The organism is Microbacterium enclense, assembly GCA_038182865.1.
Classification (GTDB): Bacteria; Actinomycetota; Actinomycetes; order Actinomycetales; family Microbacteriaceae; genus Microbacterium; species Microbacterium enclense_B.
In genome coordinates this window covers 3,249,032-3,269,974 of the sequence record CP116226.1, presented here as the reverse complement: position 1 = coordinate 3,269,974, position 20,943 = coordinate 3,249,032, and the positions used below count along the sequence as shown (strand labels likewise).

At 70.5% G+C, this 20,943-nt stretch carries 16 protein-coding genes and 1 tRNA gene; 1 reads left to right on the top strand and 16 read right to left on the bottom strand.

Annotated elements, in window-relative coordinates; genetic code table 11:
- Positions 1-12 precede the first annotated feature (12 nt).
- The 14 genes from PIR02_15370 to PIR02_15305 all read right to left on the bottom strand — a co-directional run bounded on the left by PIR02_15370 (position 13) and on the right by PIR02_15305 (position 17,262).
- On the bottom strand, positions 13-978 hold the full coding sequence (locus PIR02_15370) for a 1-phosphofructokinase family hexose kinase (GenBank protein WZH36129.1): 966 nt from the start codon (positions 976-978) through the stop codon (positions 13-15).
- Complete coding sequence (locus PIR02_15365; protein WZH36128.1) at positions 975-1,757, bottom strand: DeoR/GlpR family DNA-binding transcription regulator; 783 nt, start codon at positions 1,755-1,757, stop codon at positions 975-977. Before PIR02_15365 ends, PIR02_15370 begins: the two co-directional genes overlap by 4 nt.
- Before the next feature lie 278 nt (positions 1,758-2,035).
- Positions 2,036-2,611 carry a helix-turn-helix domain-containing protein gene (locus PIR02_15360; protein WZH36127.1) on the bottom strand — a complete coding sequence of 192 codons (576 nt, stop codon included), beginning with the start codon at positions 2,609-2,611 and terminating at the stop codon, positions 2,036-2,038.
- 71 nt (positions 2,612-2,682) lie between these two features.
- Complete coding sequence (locus tag PIR02_15355) at positions 2,683-6,228, bottom strand: S8 family serine peptidase (protein ID WZH36126.1); 3,546 nt, start codon at positions 6,226-6,228, stop codon at positions 2,683-2,685.
- Positions 6,229-6,241: 13 nt separating this feature from the next.
- Positions 6,242-7,945: a hypothetical protein gene (locus tag PIR02_15350; protein WZH36125.1), complete on the bottom strand. Its 1,704-nt coding sequence runs from the start codon at positions 7,943-7,945 to the stop codon at positions 6,242-6,244.
- A gap of 133 nt (positions 7,946-8,078) precedes the next feature.
- Complete coding sequence (locus PIR02_15345) at positions 8,079-9,494, bottom strand: mechanosensitive ion channel family protein (GenBank protein WZH36124.1); 1,416 nt, start codon at positions 9,492-9,494, stop codon at positions 8,079-8,081.
- On the bottom strand, positions 9,494-11,620 hold the full coding sequence (locus tag PIR02_15340) for an adenylate/guanylate cyclase domain-containing protein (protein ID WZH36123.1): 2,127 nt from the start codon (positions 11,618-11,620) through the stop codon (positions 9,494-9,496). Before PIR02_15340 ends, PIR02_15345 begins: the two co-directional genes overlap by 1 nt.
- A 195-nt stretch (positions 11,621-11,815) precedes the next feature.
- Positions 11,816-12,250: a hypothetical protein gene (locus tag PIR02_15335; protein WZH36122.1), complete on the bottom strand. Its 435-nt coding sequence runs from the start codon at positions 12,248-12,250 to the stop codon at positions 11,816-11,818.
- 206 nt (positions 12,251-12,456) lie between these two features.
- The gene (locus tag PIR02_15330; GenBank protein ID WZH36121.1) at positions 12,457-13,428 is read right to left on the bottom strand and encodes a PHB depolymerase family esterase; all 972 of its coding nucleotides are present in this window, start codon (positions 13,426-13,428) and stop codon (positions 12,457-12,459) included.
- Positions 13,429-13,514: 86 nt separating this feature from the next.
- Entirely contained in the window at positions 13,515-13,760 is a 246-nt protein-coding gene (locus PIR02_15325) for a hypothetical protein (protein WZH36120.1), read from the bottom strand.
- Positions 13,761-13,794: 34 nt separating this feature from the next.
- Positions 13,795-14,481 (bottom strand): hypothetical protein, encoded by a 687-nt coding sequence (locus tag PIR02_15320; protein WZH36119.1) that lies wholly within the window; start codon positions 14,479-14,481, stop codon positions 13,795-13,797.
- 102 nt (positions 14,482-14,583) lie between these two features.
- Positions 14,584-14,655: transfer RNA gene (locus tag PIR02_15315), tRNA-Gln, on the bottom strand.
- A 125-nt stretch (positions 14,656-14,780) separates the two neighbouring features.
- The gene (gene gltX, locus PIR02_15310) at positions 14,781-16,295 is read right to left on the bottom strand and encodes a glutamate--tRNA ligase (GenBank protein ID WZH36118.1); all 1,515 of its coding nucleotides are present in this window, start codon (positions 16,293-16,295) and stop codon (positions 14,781-14,783) included.
- A gap of 10 nt (positions 16,296-16,305) precedes the next feature.
- Positions 16,306-17,262 (bottom strand): LysR family transcriptional regulator, encoded by a 957-nt coding sequence (locus tag PIR02_15305; protein ID WZH36117.1) that lies wholly within the window; start codon positions 17,260-17,262, stop codon positions 16,306-16,308.
- Positions 17,263-17,343: 81 nt separating this feature from the next.
- Between PIR02_15305 and PIR02_15300 the strand changes: the two genes are divergently transcribed.
- Complete coding sequence (locus PIR02_15300; protein ID WZH36116.1) at positions 17,344-18,432, top strand: aminotransferase class V-fold PLP-dependent enzyme; 1,089 nt, start codon at positions 17,344-17,346, stop codon at positions 18,430-18,432.
- Positions 18,433-18,821: 389 nt separating this feature from the next.
- On the opposite strand, the gene PIR02_15295 is transcribed toward PIR02_15300, so the two are convergent.
- The gene (locus PIR02_15295) at positions 18,822-20,063 is read right to left on the bottom strand and encodes an MFS transporter (GenBank protein ID WZH36115.1); all 1,242 of its coding nucleotides are present in this window, start codon (positions 20,061-20,063) and stop codon (positions 18,822-18,824) included.
- A complete protein-coding gene (locus tag PIR02_15290; protein WZH36114.1) occupies positions 20,056-20,823 on the bottom strand; it encodes a fumarylacetoacetate hydrolase family protein in 768 nt (255 codons plus the stop codon). The genes PIR02_15295 and PIR02_15290 overlap by 8 nt, the downstream gene beginning before the upstream one ends.
- Positions 20,824-20,943: the final 120 nt, after the last annotated feature.

Genomic DNA, 20,943 nt, shown 5'->3' with positions numbered 1-20,943 from the left:
TGACCTCCGTGGTCAGGATGTTGCGATGGGGGTGGGGAAATCGGAAACGGCGATCGTGCCCGCGGGCAGATCGGCCGGCGTCGGAGCCTGGGTCCCGGGCAGCGTCGCGGCCGCGGCACCGTAGGCGATGCTGCGCGCGAGGCGTTCGGGAGCAGATGCCCCCTCGAGGTCGGCGAGAAGATACCCGGCGAGCGAGCTGTCGCCCGCGCCGACCGTGCTCGCGACCTGGATCTTGGGCGCGCGACCACGCCAGGAACCGTCGGCGGTGAAGACCAGGGCGCCGTCGGCGCCGAGGGTGACGAGGGCGGATGCCACCCGCTCCGGCACGAGGGTGGCGGCGCGACGCGAGGCCTCGGCGATCACGTCGACGTCGGATGCGGCGTCCTCGCCGACGAGCTCGGCGAGTTCCTCGTGATTGGGCTTGATGAGGTCGGGGCGCGCCGTCTCGACCACGGCCGCGAGGGCAGCTCCGGACGCGTCGACAGCGATGCGTGGAGCAGAGCTCCCCCACCGCTCGCGGACCGCGCGGATGAGGTCGGCGTAGAACGACACCGGCACTCCGGGTGGCAGCGATCCGGCCAGCACGAGCCACGTCGCTCCCTCGGAGGCCGCGACGACGCCAGAGACCAGGGCCTCCGCTTCGGCGGTCGACAACTCGGCTCCGGGGAGGTTGAGCTTCGTGGTCTCGCCCGCGGGGTCGGTGATGGTCAGGTTGGCACGCGCGCGACCGGAGACCTCCACGAGGTCGAGAGCGATGCCGGTGTCCTCGAGCAGCATCCGGTAGGGATCGTGCGCGTTCACGGGGACGACGGCACGCGCGGGAGCTCCCGCCGCGGTCACGACGCGGGCGACGTTGACGCCTTTGCCGCCCGCGTCTTCGCGCGACGACAGGGCGCGCTGCACCTCGCCGGGGGCGAGCGCCGCGGACAGAACGACAGCGCGGTCGGCCGAGGGGTTGGCGGTCAGGGTGACGATCATGCGACGCGCACCTCCACGTCGGCGTCGGCGAGAGCCTCCGCGAGGGCTGCGGACGGCTCCGCATCGGTGACGAGCACGTCGATCTCATCGAGTCGGGCGAAGCGCACGAGCAGTTCCTCTCCGAACTTGGCGGCGTCGGCGACGAGGACGACGCGCCGGGCCGATTGGATGATGGCGGTCTTGACGGCGGCTTCGTCGGGGTCGGGAGTGCTCAGACCGAAGCCCGCGCTCAGGCCGTTCGTGCCGACGAAGGCGATGTCCGGTCGCAGCTGACCGATGGTCCGCACCGTGTGCGCGCCGACCGCCGCTGCTGTGACGCCGCGCACGCAACCGCCGATGGTCGTGAGCGAGAGGCGCTCCTCCCCTGCCAGCAGATGCGCCGCCTCGAGGGAGTGCGTGACCACCTCGACGGCCGCCACGGACGTGAGGGCCGTGGGGATCATTGCGGCGACGGCGGCCGGGGTGGTGCCGGCGTCGACGAAGATCGAGCCGCGGAAATCGGCCCCCAGGAGCGCGACCGCCTCGGCCGCGATCGCCCGCTTGGCGTCACCGTGGCGTTCGCGGCGCTCGGTGAGTGTCGCCTCGGCCGTGCTGGCCCGGTCGGTGCTGACGGCTCCGCCATGGACCCGGCGGAGCAGACCGGTCGTCTCGAGACGGTCGAGGTCGCGACGGACGGTCTCCGTGGTCACGTCGAAGCGGCGGGCCAGATCGACGACGCTCACACGTCCGATCTCGCGCAGTTCGCGCTCGATGAGCTGCTGGCGCTCCATTGCGTACACAGAAATCCCCTTCGAAGATTCCCACACGATACAACACAGAACCACACAGAGCAACAGATTCCGGAGGAACCGCAGATGAGACCTCGGGACCGCACCGAGAGAGAATCGGGTCACCGTCGAGGCGTCACCCGCACAACGGTGCAGGCAGGTCGGCCCGCGTGCGGGGCGACATGCGTTCGCGCGGTTCGAGCTGCGAGAGGTCGTCCGGCTCCCGGTCGATCGCGGCACGCCCTCGCGGATAACGAGAGAGGCGGACGAGCGCGCTCGTCAGATCGCGCTCAGTCCTCCGGCTGGACCTTCTCCGGGACGATGGACCACATGTAACGCGCGCGGCGGAACTCGCCCTCTTCCGAGCGATCGGCGCTGAGGGCTTCGAACTCGTCGAACACCTCCATGACCCGGTCCTGCAAGTGACCGACCTCGTCGGCGCTGAGGAGCAGCTGCCCGGTCCTGAGCACCATGTAGACGATGTCCGCGTCGGGCGGTCGGACCGATCGCACCGCCAGCAGTTCCTCCATGCGCTGACGCATGGGGGTCACCCGCGAGTCGATCAGCACCATGCGTTGCACGGCATCCGACTCCACACTCGCCACCAGCGAATAGTTCGCGGCCGCCGGCAGCCACGGCCGCTCGCGCCCATCGGAGGACTCGCCCCGGCGGATGAGTCCCGTCGACTCCGCCGCCCGCAGGTGGTAACTCATCGCGCTCGGGCTCAGACCCACCAGCTCGGCGAGTTCCGTCGCGGTCGCCGGCCCTTGGCGACGGTACAACTCGTCGACCACGACCATCCGCAGGGGGTTCGCCATGGCGCGAACCGCCCGCGGATCGGAGATGACGAGCGTCTGACCGGACATGGCGTCCCAGTCTGCCGCGTCGGCGGGCGCCGCGCATCCCGAAGGGTGCGCGACGCCCGCCGATACCGAGCTCAGGAGCGTCGGCGGCGTCGCCACACGATCGCCGATCCCGCGGTCACGGCCGCCGCGGCGCCGACGGCGAGCCACACGAGAACGACGCCGTCGATACCGGTCGAGGCCAACCCGTCGTTCCGCGGAGCAGCACCGGGAGGCGGGGTCGCTCCCCCGTCCGGAGTCGGCGTCGACGGACTCGGCGTGGGCTCCGTCGGAGTCGGGGTCGGCTCCCCCGTGACCGTCGGGGTGACGATCTCCGCCCGCGCGTCGCCGTCCCCGTGCAGGTGGAGCACAAGCACCTGGGGCGTGGCGTCGCCGGTGCGCGTCACCGCGACGGAACCGGCCGCATCCGCGAACATCGGGGTCCCGCTGTTGCCGAACGCGAGGGCCGGAGCGTAGGCGTCGATGCTCGCGGCATCCGTCTGATCGACGAGCGCACTCCGATAGCCGCCGTCGAAGGCAGGGTTGTAGTACGACCGCGTCTGAGCGAGGTACCGCACCGTCGTCTGCGTCGTGCCGGGCGTGTAGCCCAGAGCCGACAGCGAGGTCGACATCGTCAGCACCGTGTTGTCGAACACGTTCGTGCCCTGATCACCGAACAGGCCGTTGACCGGCCGCTCCTCGATCACGTCGCCGGTCACGGCGTCGATCGTCATGGCCACGGGGACGTCTCCGGCTTCTCCCGGCTGCACCTGCACGATGAAGTCCGCACGGGTGTCGCCGTTCACGTCGAGCTGCACCATGGGCCAGGTCAGCGGTGACATGCGCGCCCACTCACCGTCCATCTGCACGCCGAACGTCAGAACGCCCTGAGTGGGGTCGTCCATCAGCGGAGCAGTCGAGGACGCACCCACCGCGAGGATGTCAGCGCTCTCCAGCGTTTCGCGCGCGGACGTCTCCGGGAAGGTGTCGTCGGGGTCGGTGGCACCGAGGATGAGCGGAACCATCACTGAGCGGTACCGCTCACGCCCCTCGCCTTGGTCGAGGCCGCGACCCGAGACCGTCAGCGTTCCCGCCGTGCCGTCGAATGCGAGTCCGTCGGTGCGTGTCTCCGAGTACGGGCGGGGAGCCGCGTACACGGCGAGGCGCACCGGATACGTACCCGCGGCCCCGTTCGCCTCGAGCACGCCGGAGGCATCGGCGAGGTACTGACGCGGCGCGCCTCCCGTCTCGGCCTCCATCGTCGGATCGAGGGTGCGGCGCAGCGCCGTCGGGTCGTCGATGCGCAGGGTGAGCGTCACGTCGACGCTGCCGCCGGCCGGGACCGTCACCGTCGCAGGGCTCACGTCGTAGGCGACGCCGGGTGTCTCGGTGCGCGGCGAGTACCGCAGGTCGAGGGTCTCGGCATCCGCGCCGTCGTTGCCGACGGTGACCGTGCGCGTCTGCACGACGGGCGCCGTGCCGACGTTGACCACGCCGAAGGAGGCGCTGAGGAGGTCGCCGTTCTCCACCGAGCGCAGGGTGATGTCACTCTGGACGGCAGCCAGCGCGTCGACGCGTCCCACACCCACGCGGGCAGGTCCGTACGCCTTCGGGTCGGCTCCGGCCGTCACGATGTCGTGGGCGGCCGTGTTCATGACCTGCTGCTTGACCCGCTCGGCCGACCAGTCGGGGTGCGCCTGCACCACGAGGGCGGCGATGCCGGCCGTGTGCGGTGAGGCCATCGATGTGCCGCTGAGCACCTCGAGACCCGAGCCCGTGCCGTTGCCGGCAGAGACGACAGAGACACCAGGAGCCGAGACATCGGGCTTGAGCACGTCGTCGATCGACCCGTGGGTCCCCCGGGACGTGAAGGATGCCGCGGTGTCGACGCGGCTGGAGTCGAACACCTCGATCGTGCGGCGCAGATCGGAGTCGAGCTCGATGACGAGGCGCCCCTCCTCCATGGCGGGCCGGAGGGCGGTCGTGAAGTCACCGGTCAACTGCGCGCCGGGAATGGCGGCATTGCCGGCGATGCCGTTCTCGAACGAGTTCGACTGGCTCGTCAGGACGACGCCCTCGGCGCCCGCATCGTAGGCGTTGTCGAACCGCTGCGCCGAGCCGCACGCGACGTCGGCGTCGTCCCACTCCAGCCAGACGATCTTTCCCGCGACGCGCGGACGGTCGGCGGCGCCGAACGGCTCGCAGCCGTCGGCGTTGGCCGTGTCGGTCAGGGCCACGACGTTGCGCGCGACGTCGAACGCCCACCCGTACTCTTGCGAGTACTGCACCTTGATCTTCTCGGCGGGGTTCTGCGCCGGGTCGCCGACGATGGCCAGAGCCGCATCGGCAAGACCGTGACCGCTCGACGAGGCGGCGACCGTCAGGGCGCCCATCGTGGTCCCGGGGCTCCCCGCCACGTCGACGACGTCGCCGGAGTTACCCGCGGCGACCACGGGCAGCACGCCCGCGTCGATCAGGACCTCCAGCTTGGCGTTGTCGGGGTCGTCGATGGCGCCGTAGCTCGTGCCGAGCGAAAGGTTCACGACGTCGATCTCGGTTCCCGACGCCACCTGCTGGGCGATCCACTCGAGCGCCGCGCCGGTGAGAGAAGTGCTGCCGCCGTTGTCGCCGAACACCTTCAGGGCGATGAGTCCGGCTTCGGGAGCCGAACCCGGACCGATCGAGAACTCCGATCGGACGCTCTCCGCCGAGAGCGTCGTGTAGTCGCCGCGGAAGGTCTTCTGCTCTTTGTCGACGCCGAGGCCCACCGCGGTTCCCGCGACGTGCGTTCCGTGGTTGCCGCCCGGCCCGTCGATGGGGTTCGCATCCGGGCGTGGGATGGGATCGTACGAGGGTGTGCCGTTCGCGCCGTTGTACGTGGCGCCGGCGAAGTCATAGCCGCCGAGGTACTTGGTCGCGTCGAACCAGCTCGCCTCGGGCGCCTCGGTCGACGCCACCGCCTGCTGGTAGACCTCGGTGGTCCCGGGGCCACCGAAGTCGGCGTGGGTGTAGTCGACGCCCGTGTCCACGACCGCGACCGTGACGTCCTTGCCGGTTCGTCCCGACTGCTGCCAGGCGTTCACCGCGCGGGTGAGGGCATCCGACGCCCCGTTCATGGGCGTGGCGCCGTCGACGGCGGGGAGCTCGATGGATTGGGGAACGATCCGCGAGATCTTCTGCACCTCCGGGCGCTCCGCGAGTTGACGCAGCGTCTCGACGTCGGCGCTCACGGCGACGCCCGGCACCGAGTATGTCGAGGTGTAGAGCACCGTGGCATCCGGATCGATCTGCTCGAGAGCGTCTGACACGCGATCGGCGACCTCGGCGTTACGCGCCGCGGTCTCGCTCGCGGCAGCGGAGGCCACCTCGTCGGACGCTCCGAGGTCTTGGCGCGCGGTGCGTACCTGGAGAGCACTGTCTCCGCGGGTCTGCACGAAGACGTCGACCTGCCCCTGGGCGGAGACGATCGAGTCGGGAAGGGGCGTTCCGGTCGCGGGAGCGGCGGGGGCGATGGCGATCTCGTCGAGATCTCCGGGGGCGGCCCCGGCCGGGACAGCGGCACCGAGCGACAACGAGGCCGCAAGGAGGCCGGTGCCGACCAGGGCGCAGGCGCGCGAGCGCGCTGAACGTGAAGTGATCATCGGGTTCCTGAACTCAACGGGTGGGCACGGTGGGGACGGGAAGCGCCGGGGTCGGCGCCGCATCCTCGAACGGGTCGGGGGTCGGGGTGGAAGGGGCGGGCGTTGTCGGTGCGGGCGCGGGCGACGTCGGTGCCATGGGTGCCGGCTGGGGCAGCGCCGGAGCCTCCTCGACGGGCGCGAGTCGCTGCTCGGGTGCGAGCGAGGGCGCGGTCTCCGGCGTCGTGAGCCCGGTGAGGGCTGCGGTCACCTCCAGCGGGAGGTGCACGTCGTAGGCCGCAGCTCCCCCACCGCCTTCGATCCAGACCGTGTAGGTGCCGGCGGCCAAGGGATCGAGGGTGACGAGAGGAAGGGCGAGGACCCCGTCGTCTCCGATGTTCGCGTACGCGTCGGCTCCTACGAGCAGCGGCTGCCGCTCCCAGGCCGCATTGCGCAGGGACACGCGGAAGCTCGTTCCGGTCGGGATGTCGCGTCCCTGAACGACCACTCCGCCTGCCGGATCGGCGAGGCTTCGGGCGTCCACGGTGCTCGCCGAGAGCGAGATGTCGGACGCGGGCACCGACGGGTTGCCCGTGACGTCGAAGCTGCCGGTGGCGTAGTCGCCCGTCGTCGTGGACCGCGCGGTCACCGTGTACTCGCCCTCGGGAACGCCTGCGGGACTCGTGATGGCGTTGGTGCCATGCCCTTCACCGTTGGTGCGAGAGATGCCGAGCGACGCGGTGTACCCGCGAGACGTGGTCAAGAGCAGCTCGTAGGTGTCGAACGGGAGGAAGCCGTCGAGGGTGAACCGCATACCGGGTTCGGCGGCGAAGTCGGCCGCCGTGATCTCTCGGCTGGCGGGGGTGACCGTCTTGTCGGCGCGACGCTCCGCGCCGGGGGTCACCTCGAAGGTGCCGGAGCCGTTGAGGTCATCGGACACGAAGCTGAGGAGCCAGGTCCCCACTTGCGCGTTCACGGAGTTGACCTGCAGCTCGTACGAGAACTCGCCGTTCTCGTCCGAGTGGAGACCCTCGTTCTCGCCGACGGCGAACATGGTCGTGTCGGGCATTCCGAGGTTGAAGAACACCTTCGTCATGGGCGTGAAGCCGCTGGCACGAATGGTCACGGGGCGATCGAGGAACTCGTCTTGACTGATCGATGTCGGGTCGGCGCTGATGTCGAGTGCCTCCGCCGTGGCGGTGATGTCGAGCAGCACGGAGCCGGCCTCACCTGCCGACGAGGTGACCCTGATCTGTGCGAGGCCCGCCTCAGGACGGGTGTTCTCGGGGTCGACGTCGAGAGTACGCACGCGGGTGACGACGGTGCCGTCGGCGTCGGCCACGATCGGAGCCCAGTGCTTCGTCGCGCCGGAGGCGAAGACGATGCCGATCTCGACCTCGGCACCGGGCGTCAACCCGTGCGCGGTCACCTCGACCCCACTGGCCCAGAGCCAGTACTGCTCGATGCTCTTCACGTCGAGGGTGACCGGCACCTCGGTACGCGCCTCGGGCGCGGGGGCGATCACGCGGCTATCGGCGACAGCGGTCGCGCCCTCGCTCTCGGCGAGGGTGAAGGATCCCGCGCGGTCGAGATCGATGGCGGATGCCGCGATTGCGGCGTGCGAGTCCGCACCGGCCGGTGCGGGTATGTCGTTGTGCGCGACGGCGACGGTGCCGGCGACGGTGCCGGCGAGCACGACGGCGACGAGCGCCGCGCCGGCGGTGATCCAGGGTTTTTTCATCAGGGCCTCAGAGGTGTACGGACGGGGTGCGTACAGTGAAGCACGATGTGAAGGAATTTTTCAGATTATTTTTGCGCCCGCCACACGCTGTCACACGATCGTCATCTGGAGGGCCACCCGCAGGCCTCGTTCGTCACTGATCTGCGAAACGGGCTCCGTTCCCGCGCGCCTCACGGCGGTCGCGCAGCTGCGCGCGCCGGGTCTCGGCATCCGCTCCGAGATCGCGCGCGAGCGCGGGTCGGAGCCGGGCGAGACGGTCGACCAGCGCGACCGGGAGCACGAGCACCGTCACCACGGTCATCGCCGTCGCGGTCGTCGGGGTGCGCTCACGGCTCAATGCCGCCGTGCCCAGCCACTCCCCACGTTCCACCGCTGCGGGCAGGATCTCGCCGTCGGGGTCGGCGAGCGCGACACGCCCCTCCATGATCCGCAGGATCTCGTGCGTCGCGGATCCGGCGCGTTGGATGACCTCACCGGCCCCATAGTGCTCGACCCGCGCCTCCTCTGAGACGTCGCGGCGCAGCTCGTCGTCGAGGTGCAACGCCCGCGTGGAGCCGCTCAGCGCCGCTTCGAGCTCCGATCGGTCGGCCGTGGCGTCCGGAGCGACCTTGTCGAGCGAGAGCCCGCGCCGCCGCGCCGCGTACCAGAGCCAGGACCGGAAGGTGCTCAGCGCGTCGGAGGCGGCGACCGGGGAATCCAGCGGAATGGACACCTGCCACGCGCCCGCGCCGACATTGGAGACTTTCGCCTCGCCGCCCGGGACGAGCGACGGAAGGTCTTCAGCGACCTGGCGCAGCACGGCGATGACCGCATGGGGCGGGTCGCTGGGCGCGAACGTGGCCGTCGCCACTGCCGAGAACGGACCGGCCGGGCGACTGAGATTCAAGAACGACGCGTCGGCGAGACCCGCGTTCGGGATGATCTGCAACCCTGAGCCCGTGTCGATGTGCAGCGCTCGCCAGTTCACCTCGACGACCCGGCCGGTCGTACCCCCGGTCGTGATCCAGTCGCCCTGACGGAACGGCTGTTCGAACAGCACGAGCAGGCCTGAGACGATACCGCCCGCGGCGTTCTGCAACGCCAGACCGATGACGATCGAGGTGACCCCGAGCGCGGCGATGACGCCCTCGACATCGGCTCCCCAGATGAAGGAGAAGAGGAACGCGACGCCGATCACCACGAGGAGCAGGCGCGCGATCTCGACGAAGATCGTGGGAATGCGCTCGCGCCACGTGCCGCGCTGGGCGGTCGCGAAGACGGCGACGTTCAGCACGCTCAGCGACAGCAGGATGACGAGGAAACCGAAGATGGTGGCCACCACGCGCGGCCACACCAGATCCTCTTCCGAGCGTGTCGCGAAGACGAGCAGACCCACGAGCCCCCCGAAGGGAACCACCCAATTGCGCAGCAGCGCGAGGGGTTTCACGACGGGGCTTCGACGGCGACGCAGGATGCCGATGACCTCGGTCAGCACGACCAGCAGCACCGGCACGGCCACGACGACCGCGATCGCCCACCCGATCGCCGCACCGTCGAAGACCGCGGGCATCACGACACCTGCCAGACGGTGGAGGAGCGCCCGTCGACCTCGACGGATCCGGCCTCGACGAACTCGAACAGCCCCTCGACGCGGTCTCGGACGGCGCCGGTGACGAACACCCCCGGCTCCTCGCCCGCTCGACGCAGTCGCGAGGCCAGCCGCACCGCGTCTCCCCAGAGGTCGTAGGCGAGACTCGCGCGGGCGACGATCCCGCTGGTGACGCTGCCGGTGTCGACCCCGGCGCGAAGATCGAGGGCCGATCCGTTGCGCGCATTGAAGCGCTCGACGCTCTCGCGCATACCGAGGGCGAATTCCACGGCGCGGCGGGCGTTGTCGACGCGCGGCACCGTGAGCCCGCTGCTGGCGAGATAGCCGCCGCGCAGAGTTCGCACCGATTCCACCCCGCAGCGTGCGGCGACCTCGTCGAAGCCACGCATGAGGTCGTTGAGCGCGAGCGTCTCCGCGCGGCCATCCAGGTCGCGGGAGAAGTCATCGAATCCGACGAGCTCGGCGAACACCACCGCGACATCGTCGTGACGTTCGGCGAGCGTCTCCTCGCCCTCGCGATACTTCTCGGCGAGGCTCTCGGGCATGATGCTGCGCAGGAGGCGTTCATTCTCTGACCGCTGGTGCTCGATGAGCTCCTGCTGAACGCGGAGTCCCGCCGCCATTTCGTTGAACGCGGTCGCCAGATCGGCGACGTCGTCGGTCCCGCGGACGGGAACGCGCGCTTCGTAGTCTCCATCGGCCAGGCTCTGCACCGCCGTGGCGAGGCGGCGGAGAGGGCGCGTGAACGACTGCGACAACACCAGAGCGAGCACACTCACCAGCAGCATCAGCCCGAGGGTCGACAGGACCACGGTGCGCGTGAAGTCGGAGACCGGGGCGAACGCCTCGTCGGCGTCCATCCGAGCGACGATGGCCCAGTCCAGCCCGTCGATGTCGAGCGGAGCGTACGCCGTGACGTTCTCGCCGTCGATGTACTGCTCCGACAGCTCGGCACCCGTCCGCCCGGCGATCGCCGCGTCGACGGCCGCACCACGGGCCGGCTGCAGAAGAACCGTGCCGCCGGCCTTCGTGACGCGCTCGGCCGTCTCCGCCGTCGTACCGTCGGCGATGACGGCCGCGGCGTACCCCTCGGGATCTTGGATCAGGCGTCTCGAGTTCGACCGCATGAGGTGGTCGCCGCCGACGAGGTAGGTCTCGCCCGTCGCACCGAAGCCCTGCTGCTCCCACTGCCCGTACCCGGTCATGACATCGTTGATCCATCTGACCGGAACCTGTAGTGCCATCACCCCGGTGATTCCGTCGTCGTCTCCGATCGGCGACACGACCCACATCACGGGGAAGCCGAGAGCGGGGGCCCACTCCTCGATGTCGGTGGTGACGACCGCGTTGACGGAGTTGTCGGCCACGACATCGCGCACCCCCTGTGCCAGGTGGGTTTCGCGGAAGGGCCCCTCACCGAGGTTGGTGCCGAGGTCGACACCTCCCCCGGCGGTGTAGACGACATCCGCGTCGACGTTCGTGACCACCACGTCGGTATAGCCGACGGTGCGGACCAGTTCGGAGAAGTATTGATCGGCGCTGAGATACGCGGCCGTGTACGAGCTGCCGTCGCCCGGGTCGGCCGCGGGGCGATCAGCCGTGCCGTCCTGGCGCGTGAACAAGTACTGCGCGTTCCGCCCGGCGACGGAATCGGGGACGAACGCCCGGTCACTGAAGTCCTCCCCGGTCGCGCTCTCGAGCCGTGGCAGGAACGTCTCGCTGTAGAAGGCCGTGAGCTCGTTCTCCTGGCCCGCGGTGAGAGGGCGGGCCGCCAATTCGTCCCATCCCGCGTTCAGCGCCTGGGATGCCCCACGTGCGCTGGCGTTGTTGGTCGCCAGCGCCGACTCGCGCTGAACCTCGCCGAGGAGCGCCGTGACTTCCCCCGCGCGCAGTTCGCGCATCGCCGTCACCTTGTCGACGACCTCGTCGCGCAACGACTCTCGCCCGCTGACGGAGCCCACCACTCCCACCACGACGGCGCTCAGCAGGCTGACCACCAGCAGCATGATCAACAGGCGTGACTGAATGCTCAGCGCGCCGCGTCGTCGCTCAGGAATGCGCGCGTTCGTCGTCTTCTCCGGCCCCATGCGGCTCACAGTATCGGGGCGGTGGCAGCGGTACCCGTCTCCCGTGGGATTTGGCGACGCCAGCCCTCCGTGCGAGGCCGTTTCGCGGCGGATCCGGGACATCCCTCGCGGCCCCTCACCCTGCACTTCACCCTGCGGGATCAGGAAGAACGGATGCCGCGACCTCCCGGCACCGCGCCGGATCGCCCCCGCGTGTCAGGGGGCGACCACGGAGATGCGGAAGGAGATCTGTGTGCCGTCGGGGCTGGTGAGCGTGGCGTCTGTCGTCCCTGTCGCACGCGCGACGAAGCCGGGACGGAATGTCGCGCCTTCCGAGGCGCCGCCCGCCGAGAACTCCGCGATCGTGCGATCGGCTGTCGTCCCCGTCCAATCTGCTTCCGTTCCGTCGGGGGCGGCGACAACGAGGGCGGTGCCGACGACGACCGACACATCCCTCCCGTCCAGGTCACCCGGCGACACGATCGTGGGAGGGAGAGCCTGCGCGCTCGCCGACGGCGCCGGTGTCGCCGCCGATCCCGATACCCCGGAGTCCGTCGCCGGACCGGGAGACGGGTCCGCACTCTGCACGCATCCGGTCAGGAGAAGACCGGTCGAGATCAGCCCGACCACGACGAACGACGAATGCTTCACGCCAGACCTCCTCCGACCGGGACCACCCGCGGCGCTGTTGACCCGGATGCTATCGCGAGCCGCCTTGTCTCACCTGAGGCGGCTGGCCCGGCGTCGACGATGTCGCCGGGGTCATTCCCCGCGCACGAGGCCGATGCGTTCGCCGCGCCCGCGAGCCGGGCGCCGGGTTCGGGTGCGCCGGCACGGGCTGCTGCGCCGCGCGCGCCTCAGGTGAGCGGGTGATCCGCGAAGAAGGCGAGAATCAGGTCCGTCGCCGAGATCGTCTGGGTCGTCACGCCTGGACCGCTCTGGGCCACAGCACCCGGCCAGGTGTGACCTCCCCCATTGATGCGGTAGTGAATCAGGGCGCCGCGCCCTTGGCATCCGGTCCAGGTGCTCTGGTCCACGTCCGAGCCGAGTCTGGTGCGGGTCGGCTGGGGCGCACAGCCGTTCCTCTGCGCCTCGCGGGTCAACCACCGCGACACGGATGCCAACGGCGTACCGTTGCGATCAGCGCCGTCGAACGCCGTCACCGGGTCGGCCGTGCCGTGGAACTCGATGACCGGTACCGGAAGCGCGGTGGGGCATCCCGGGTTGTAGGCGGGATAGACGGCGCCCGCCACGACGGCGAAGGCGGCGATACGGTCGGGCAGAGTGCAGGCCAGCAGCGCGACGAAGCCGCCGCCGTTGGAAATGCCGACAGCCGACACCCGGTCGGCGTCGACGCAGTACCGGCTCGAAACCGCGTCGATGAGCGCGGAGACGAACCCCACGTCGTCGAGCCCGGACGAGTACGGAGCCCCCTGCCATCCGTCCTTCTGGGACGCGCCTCCCGCTTTCGGGTAGACCACCAGTGCCCCGCTGTCGTCGAGGTCGCTGAACCCCTCGAGAGCGGTCGGCGACATTCCGTGACCGTGGAAAGCGAGGATGACCGGCGTCGGCGTCGCGGCGTCGTAGTCGGCCGGGACGTGCACGGCGAACGTGCGGTCCTGTCCGTCGACCGCAAGGGTGCCCGGGGTGGTCTTCCCGACCGGATCGGGCGCGGGAACTCCACAGCCGACCGTGGTCGCGGTGGGCGTCGGGGAGGTGATGCTCGCGCTCGGGCGCGGGGTCGGTGTGGGTGCCGTCAGCGGCGATGCGCACCCTGCGAGCGCGGTACCCACCAGCAGGAGGAGAGCAGCAAGGGAACGGACGCGCACTGCTTCACCCTAAGTCGAGAGGTGCCGCGCGCCCGAACCGTCGGGACCGCTCGCCCGCCCGTCGGCCGCAGATCGGTCGAGCGACGTCAGTCTTGCGAAGGATCTTCCGCGAGGGACGTGGACGTCGGGTGCACCCCGTCCGGCGTCATCGCGTCGAGCGGAATCGCGATCGACGAAAGCCGGCCCTCTGCTGCTCCGAGAAGGCCGGCCGGAGACGACTCCAGACCGTCATCCTCGGGCAGCACCTCCGCGCGACTCTGGGGTCGGCGCGGCTCGCCGGGGAGGCCCGCCCACTCGCTCGGCTCTTCCGGACGCTGCACGAAAAGTCCCATGTGCCCATTCTGCGCGCGCTCCGAGAGCCGGGGGTCAGGAGGTGAAGACGTACCGCAGCGAGATGCGCGCCTCGGCGTCGACGGTCACGTCCGCGCTCACCGTCATCCCGTCGACGGTGGTCGGGGGCAGGCTCAGCGTCTGCGCCACGCCGTCGGCGCGACCCGCCTCACCCACCTTCCGCGCGAGATCCTCGACGTCGCTCGCCGACCATCCCCAGGCGGCCGCCCGCTGCTCCAGATCCGTGCGGATGGCGGTCCACGTGGTGCTCGACGCGGGCACCACCGTCACCGCCGTGAGCCTGTCGTCTTCGGTCGACACGGCGAACCAGGAGACGCCCGGAAACGAAAGGGTGCTTGCGGTGCCCCGCACCTCGAGGGTCAGCGGCACCAGCGTCTCGACCGGGGTGTCGCCGTCGGCGGGGAGACCAAGGTCGCTCGCGGCGGCGGGAGCCGCCACACCGACGACGGCCACGCCCTGCCGGGTGAAGAAATCCGTGCCGGCGCGATCGAATCGCGACTGGCCGTCAGGAAGCTGCTGGTCCGCCGCGGGAGCGGGGGCCTCCTCGACCCACCACGAGTTCGCCATCGCGTACGCCCCGAACCCGGCGATCGCACAGACGACGAGGACGACGCCCATCGTGATCCACGTGGTCAGTCGCTCGCGGCGCGCCCGGCGCGCGCCCGGCGACGGGCGCCGGGGTGGCGAGACAGTCGTGGACATACGTCCTGCCTACCAGCGTCGGACCAGGGACGCCAGACGAGAGGCGAAAGCAGAAGCCCCGGTTCTCCGCGCTTCGTGCGGTGACCGGGGCTTTTCGTCTTGCTGGGGTACCTGGACTCGAACCAAGAACAACGGAACCAGAAACCGCCGTGTTGCCAATTACACCATACCCCAAGGCGCTGAGCCGGAACTCGTGCCGAGGATCAAGCTTACGTGACGCGGGGCCGTCCGCCAAACCGGCGCCGTCCCGCGCGCGTCGCGAAGCCCGCCGCCGACATCGTGTTTGTCGCAGAAACGCCTCAGCCGAGGTGCTGCACGAGAGCACCGAGGCGGCGGATGCTCTCAGCCTTTCCGAGCAGTTCCATCGACTCGAACAACGGCGGCGACACGCGGCGTCCGGTGAGGGCGACGCGCGGCGGGCCGTACGCGACGCGGGGCTTCAGCCCCAGCTCCTCGACGAGGGCATTCGACAGCGCCTCCTGCACGGCGGCGGCGGTGAACTCCGTCTCGGGCACCAGCTCGAGAGCGCCGACGGACGCCACGAGCACCTCGCCCGCGTTCGCGGGGAGGCCCTTGAGCGCGTCCTCGGCGTAGGTGACGTCCGAGACGAACAGGAAGCCGAGCATGCCCGGAACCTCGCCGAGCAGCTGCACGCGCTCCTGCACGAGGGGCGCTGCGGCAGCGATGATCGCGCGGTGCTCGTCGCTGGGGTGCTCGTCGATCAGTCCCGCGCCCGCGAGATAGGGAACGATACGAGCGGCGAAGTCGTCGGCATCCAGGAGGCGGATGTGATCTCCGTTGATGGCCTCCGCCTTCTTCTGGTCGAAGCGCGCCGGGTTCGGGTTGACGTCGGCGATGTCGAACGCTGCGATCATCTCGTCGAGCGAGAACACGTCGCGGTCGGCGGCGAGCGACCAGCCGAGCAGCGAGAGGTAATTCAGGAGCCCCTCGTGGATGAAGCCCTTCTCACGCTGCAGGAAGAGATCCGCCTGCGGGTCGCGCTTCGACAACTTCTTGTTCCCCGTCTCGCCCAGCACGAGCGGCATGTGGCCGAAGCGCGGGATGAACGTCGTCACGCCGGCATCCACGAGGGCCGAGTACAGCGCGAGCTGACGGGCGGTCGACGGCATCAGGTCTTCGCCGCGGATGACGTGGGTGATGCCCATGAGGGCGTCATCGACCGGGTTCACGAACGGATAGAGCGGCACTCCCCCGGCGCGCACGAGCACGAAGTCGGGGAACGAACCGGCGGGGAAGGTGACCTCGCCGCGGATGAGGTCGACGTAGGTGAGATCGTGGTCGGGCACGCGCAGGCGCCACGCGGGCTGACGGCCCTCGGCACGGAACGCGACCTTCTGCGCCTCGGTCAGGTCGCGATCGAAGTTGTCATAGCCGAGCTGCTTGGCGCGGCCGTTCGCTTCGTTGCGCGCGTCGATCTCTTCCGCGGTCGAGTAGCTCTCGTACACCGCTCCCGCCGCGACGAGCTTGTCGAGCACCTCGCGGTAGATCTCGTGGCGCTGCGACTGCCGGTACGGCGCGTGCGGACCGCCGACCTCGACGCCCTCGTCCCAATCGATGTTCATCCAGCGGAGGGCCTCCAGCAGCTGCTGGTAGCTCTCCTCGCTGTCGCGGGCGGCGTCGGTGTCTTCGATACGGAAGATCAGCTTGCCGCCGTTGTGCCGGGCGTACGCCCAGTTGAACAGGACGGTGCGAATGAGACCCACGTGCGGCAGGCCCGTCGGAGACGGGCAGAAGCGGACGCGAACGTCGGCGCCGGAGGCGGTCGTGGTGCGGGGATCGGGCGTGGCAGACATCCCCTCGATCCTACCGGCGGACCACCTCGACACCGGAGGGGTGCGGATAGTCGGCGAGGACCTCGCCGACGACCTCGAGAGCCACCCCGACCGCCGGCACGCGTTCGGCTCCACGCGCCGTGACCACGTGCAGCGTGCGGGCCTCGGCATCCGGAAGACGAGGCGCGGCGATACCGGAAAGGAGAGGGAAGGATGCCACGGCCATGCGCGGCAGGATCGCGACCCCCACGCCCTGGGCGACGAGGTTCTCGACGGCGATGTAGTTGTCGGTCTCGAACGCGATGTCGGGGACGAACCCGGCGCGCGCGCACGCTTCGAGAAGGTGTCCGCGGCACTGGGGGCATCCTGCGATCCAGCGCTCATCCGCGAGACGCGAGAGGTCGATCGGGCCCTCGGCGGCGGGGTGGTCGACGGGCAGCACCAAGACGGTGTCGTCTCCGCCGACCGTGCGGACGGAGAGGCCGTTCGCCGCGAGATCGAGTTCGCGACGGTCGCCGGGGTAACTGTACGTGAGCGCGATGTCTGCTCGATCCTCGCGGACCGCCACGATCGCTTCGGGCGGCTCGGCCTCCACGAAGCTGATCGATACCCCGGGCCGGCGCGCCGTCACCGCGGCGATGACGCGGGGCACGACCGTCGACGACGCCGAGGGGAACGCGGCGATCCGCACGCGCCCGGCCCGCAGACCTCGCAGCTCGGCGAGGTCACCCGCGGCGGCGTCGAGGGCCGTGGTCACCGCCGCGGCGTGACGGGCGAGGACTCGCCCCGCCTCGGTGAGGCGCACCCCTCGGCCGACTCGCTCCACGATCGGCATGCCGGCGCGGCGTTCGAGACGACGCAGCTGCTGGCTGACGGCCGGCTGACTGTAGCCGAGGGCGCGCGCCGCGGCCGTGATGGAACCGGTGTCGGCGATCGCCTTCACGACCCGCAGAGAATGGGCGTCGAGTTCGTCGTCGGTGTCAGACACTCCCACACATAAGCAGAGGCAATGCTTCTCATGCAACACCTGCTCTAGTGAAATAGTCCGTGTCCGCGCGAACCTGGACCCATGAGCAGCCTCGCCTCCCACTTCGTCGGCGGCCGCGACTACCTCGCCGCGTGCACCCTCGGCCTCCCGACGCGTGAGACCGTGCGCGCCGTGCGCGCCGACCTCGACGCCGCGGCATCCGGTCGTCCGGACGTCACCGCAGCCACCCGCGCCGTCGAAGACGCGCGCGCCGCCTACGCCCGGCTGGTGCGATCGCCCCTGGACGAGGTGGCCATCGCCTCGCAGACCTCGGTGATGGTGGCGCTGATCGCCGCGGCCGTCCCCGACGGCGCCGAAGTGCTCTGTCCCGAAGGTGACTTCGCCTCGCTCATCGCGCCGTTCGCCCATGCCGGGCGCGGCGTCCGCCTGCGCCTGGTGCCCTTGGCCGAGCTGGCCGACGCCGTCACGCCGGAGACGTGGCTCGTGGCCTTCTCGCTCGTGCAGTCGGCGACCGGGGACGTCGCGGATGCCGCGGGCATCGCCGCCGCGGCCGCCCGCGCGGGCGCGCGAACGCTGTGCGATCTCACGCAGGCGGCGGGGTGGCTCCCTGTGGACGCGACGATGTTCGACGCCACCGTCTGCCACGCGTACAAGTGGCTGTGCTGTCCGCGCGGCGTCGGCTTCCTCACCGTGCGGCCCGACTTCTCCCGTCTGCTGCGTCCCGTGCAGGCCGGGTGGTACTCCGGCGACGATCCGTGGTCGTCGTGCTACGGGACCGGTGGGACGCTCGCCCCCGACGCCCGCCGGTTCGACATCTCGCCCGCGTGGCAGGCATTCGTCGGCGCGACTCCCGCGCTCGAGATGTTCGCGGACGCCGACGTCACCGAGTCGTACATCCACACGACGCGCCTCGCCGCCCGGTTCCGGACCGGCCTCGGCCTGGCCCAGCCGGAGCGCCCCTCGGCGATCGTCACCTGGCCGGATGCCACGGGAGACGCTCTCGCGCGGTTGTCGTCGCACGGCATCACGGCATCGGGCCGCGCGGGTCGCGCGCGCGTGGCGTTCCACGTCTTCAACGACGACGTCGATGTCGACCGTGCGCTCCGCGCGCTCGACGGCGGTGCGGTGTCGAGCGAGCCGGTGACCGCCGCTCTCAGCTACTCGATCTGATCCGCGTGCCCCGGCTGCATCGGCGCGCCCGTGCGAAACTCCTGAGTTTTACTCGTCGTCGACCGCTGAGGCGGCCCGGAACGGCCAGCGCCGACGGATTCTCAGGAGTTTCGCCCGCCACCGCGGGCGTTCCCGGCGGCCGGCGCCGTGCTGCGGCTCCCGTCCCGCGCGGCCGTCTGCGCCGTGCCGGCCTGCGCCGTGCAACGGCCGGCGCCGTGCGGCGTTCGGCGCCAGGGGCGCGGCGGCAGCGGCTCTGCCGGGCTCCGGATAACCCGGGCCGCCCGGTAGGCACAACATCGCAGAACGCGATTCCGCGCTGATCCGATCCGGAGCCGGGACCCCGGCGCACAGCCCACGGAGCAGGGGACGCGACGAGGCCGCGCGTGTCCTCAGCGGGAGGACGTTCGGACGAGAACCGCGCCCAGACAGACCGCGGCGACCGGGAGGAGCGCCCAGAGCGCGAGGCCGTCGTACCCCGCCGTACCGAGGATGATCCCGGCGACGACGGAACCCACCGCCGCGCACGCTGTCATGAGTGTGTCGCTCCGCCCCTGTCGCCGCGGGCGCAACGCCAGCGGCGTCGCCTCGGTGAGCAGAGCCGACCCGGCCACCGTGGCGGCGCTCCAGCCGAGTCCGAGCAGAGCGAGTGAGACGAGGATCCCCGCTTGCGACCACGACAGCGTGGCCGCGACCACGAGGGAGGCGGCAAGCAGGACCTGGCCCAGAAGGATGACAGGCACGCGCCCGACGCGATCGGCGAGGACGCCGAACACCGGCGACAGGCCGTACATGCCGAAGACGTGAACGGCGATCGTCACCCCGACCGCCAGGGTCACGGCATCCGGGGCGACGATGTGCGACAGATGCACCGGGGTCATCGCCATGACCGACGCCATGGTCACGTGGGACGCCGCCACGGCCCCCATCGCGTAGCGCGCGAGGAGAGGCCGGTCGCTCTCGGCGATCACCACGGCCGACGCGGTCTTCTCCCGGTCCAGCCGCTGCGCGAGGAGCAGCGGATCGGGGCGGAGCAGGAGCGCATACAGGCCGAACGCGCACGCCTGAGCAGCGAACGAGAACAGGTAGGCGCCCGTGAGCCGCGGAAGTCCGATGCTCGCACCGACGAGTTCGCCCGGTGCGAGCAACAGCGGTCCGACGACGCCGCCGACGGTCGTCGCCCAGACGACCGTCGCCAGGTCGCGACCACGACGCGCCGTGCTGGCGAGGTCGGTCGCGGCGAACCGCGATTGCAGGGTGCCCGCGTTTCCCGCACCGATGAGGGCGATGCCCACCAGCAGGAGGGGAAAAGTCCGCGTGGCGGCAGCGGCGACGACCACGGCGATTCCGACGAGAGCCGCCAGATTGCCCGACGTGAGGGCGAAACGACGCCCGCGGCGCGCCGCCAGTCGGGCCAGGGGGATCGCGGTCAGCGCCGCTCCCAGGGTGACCGAGGCCGTCGCGAACCCCGACAACGCCTCCTGGCCCGACAGGTCGGCGGCGAGCAGGGCACCGAGCGACAGGGTCGCCCCGAAAGCGACGCCGGTGAGCACCTGCCCCGCCGCCAGGACCCGCACCGTGCGGCGCTGCGCGGCGAGGAGGTCGATGCCCGCCGGCGCAGCGGCCTCAGGCATCGCGCACGGCGTTGCGCAACACTCCGATGCCGCTGACCTCGACTTCCACGGTGTCACCGGCGACGAACGGCCCCACGCCCGCGGGCGTGCCCGTCAGGATCAGGTCGCCGGGCAAGAGCGTGAACACGGCTGAGGCATAGGCGACGAGGGCGCCGATGCCGTGGATCATGTCGGAGACAGGACCCTGCTGACGCACCTCTCCGTTCACGCGGGTGGTGATCGCGGCGGTCTCGAGATCGAGGTCGGACTCGATGACCGGTCCGACCGGGCAGAAGGTGTCGAAGCCCTTGGCGCGTGACCACTGCCCGTCGCTGCGCTGCAGATCGCGAGCGGTGACGTCGTTGGCGACGGTGTAACCGAAGATGTAGTCGCTCGCCTTCTCGGCGGGAACGTTCTTGGCGATCCGTCCGATGACGACTGCGAGCTCCCCCTCGTAGTCGGTGTGCGAGCTCAGGCTCGTCGGACGCACGATCACGTCGCCGGGACCGATCACCGAGGTGTTGGGCTTGAGGAACATGAGGGGCTCGGCGGGCGCCTCGCCGCCCATCTCGGCGGCGTGGTCGTGGTAGTTCTTGCCGATGCACACGACCTTCGAACGCGGGATGACGGGGGCCAGAAGAGCAACGTCGGCGAGCGGCACGCGCTCCCCCGTCGTGTCGAAGCCGGCGAACATCGGGTCTCCGGCGAGGACCACGAGCTCGCCGTCGTCGACGATCCCGTAGCGAATGGCATCCTGGTGGCTGAATCGAGCGATCTTCACCGTGTCAGCCTATCCGCGGGGTCCGACACCGCATCGAGATCCCCGGTCCCGTCGACAGGCTCAGAGACCTCGCCCTCACCGCGCAGTGCCGGGACGCGCACCTCCCGCTCCGCAGGTAGC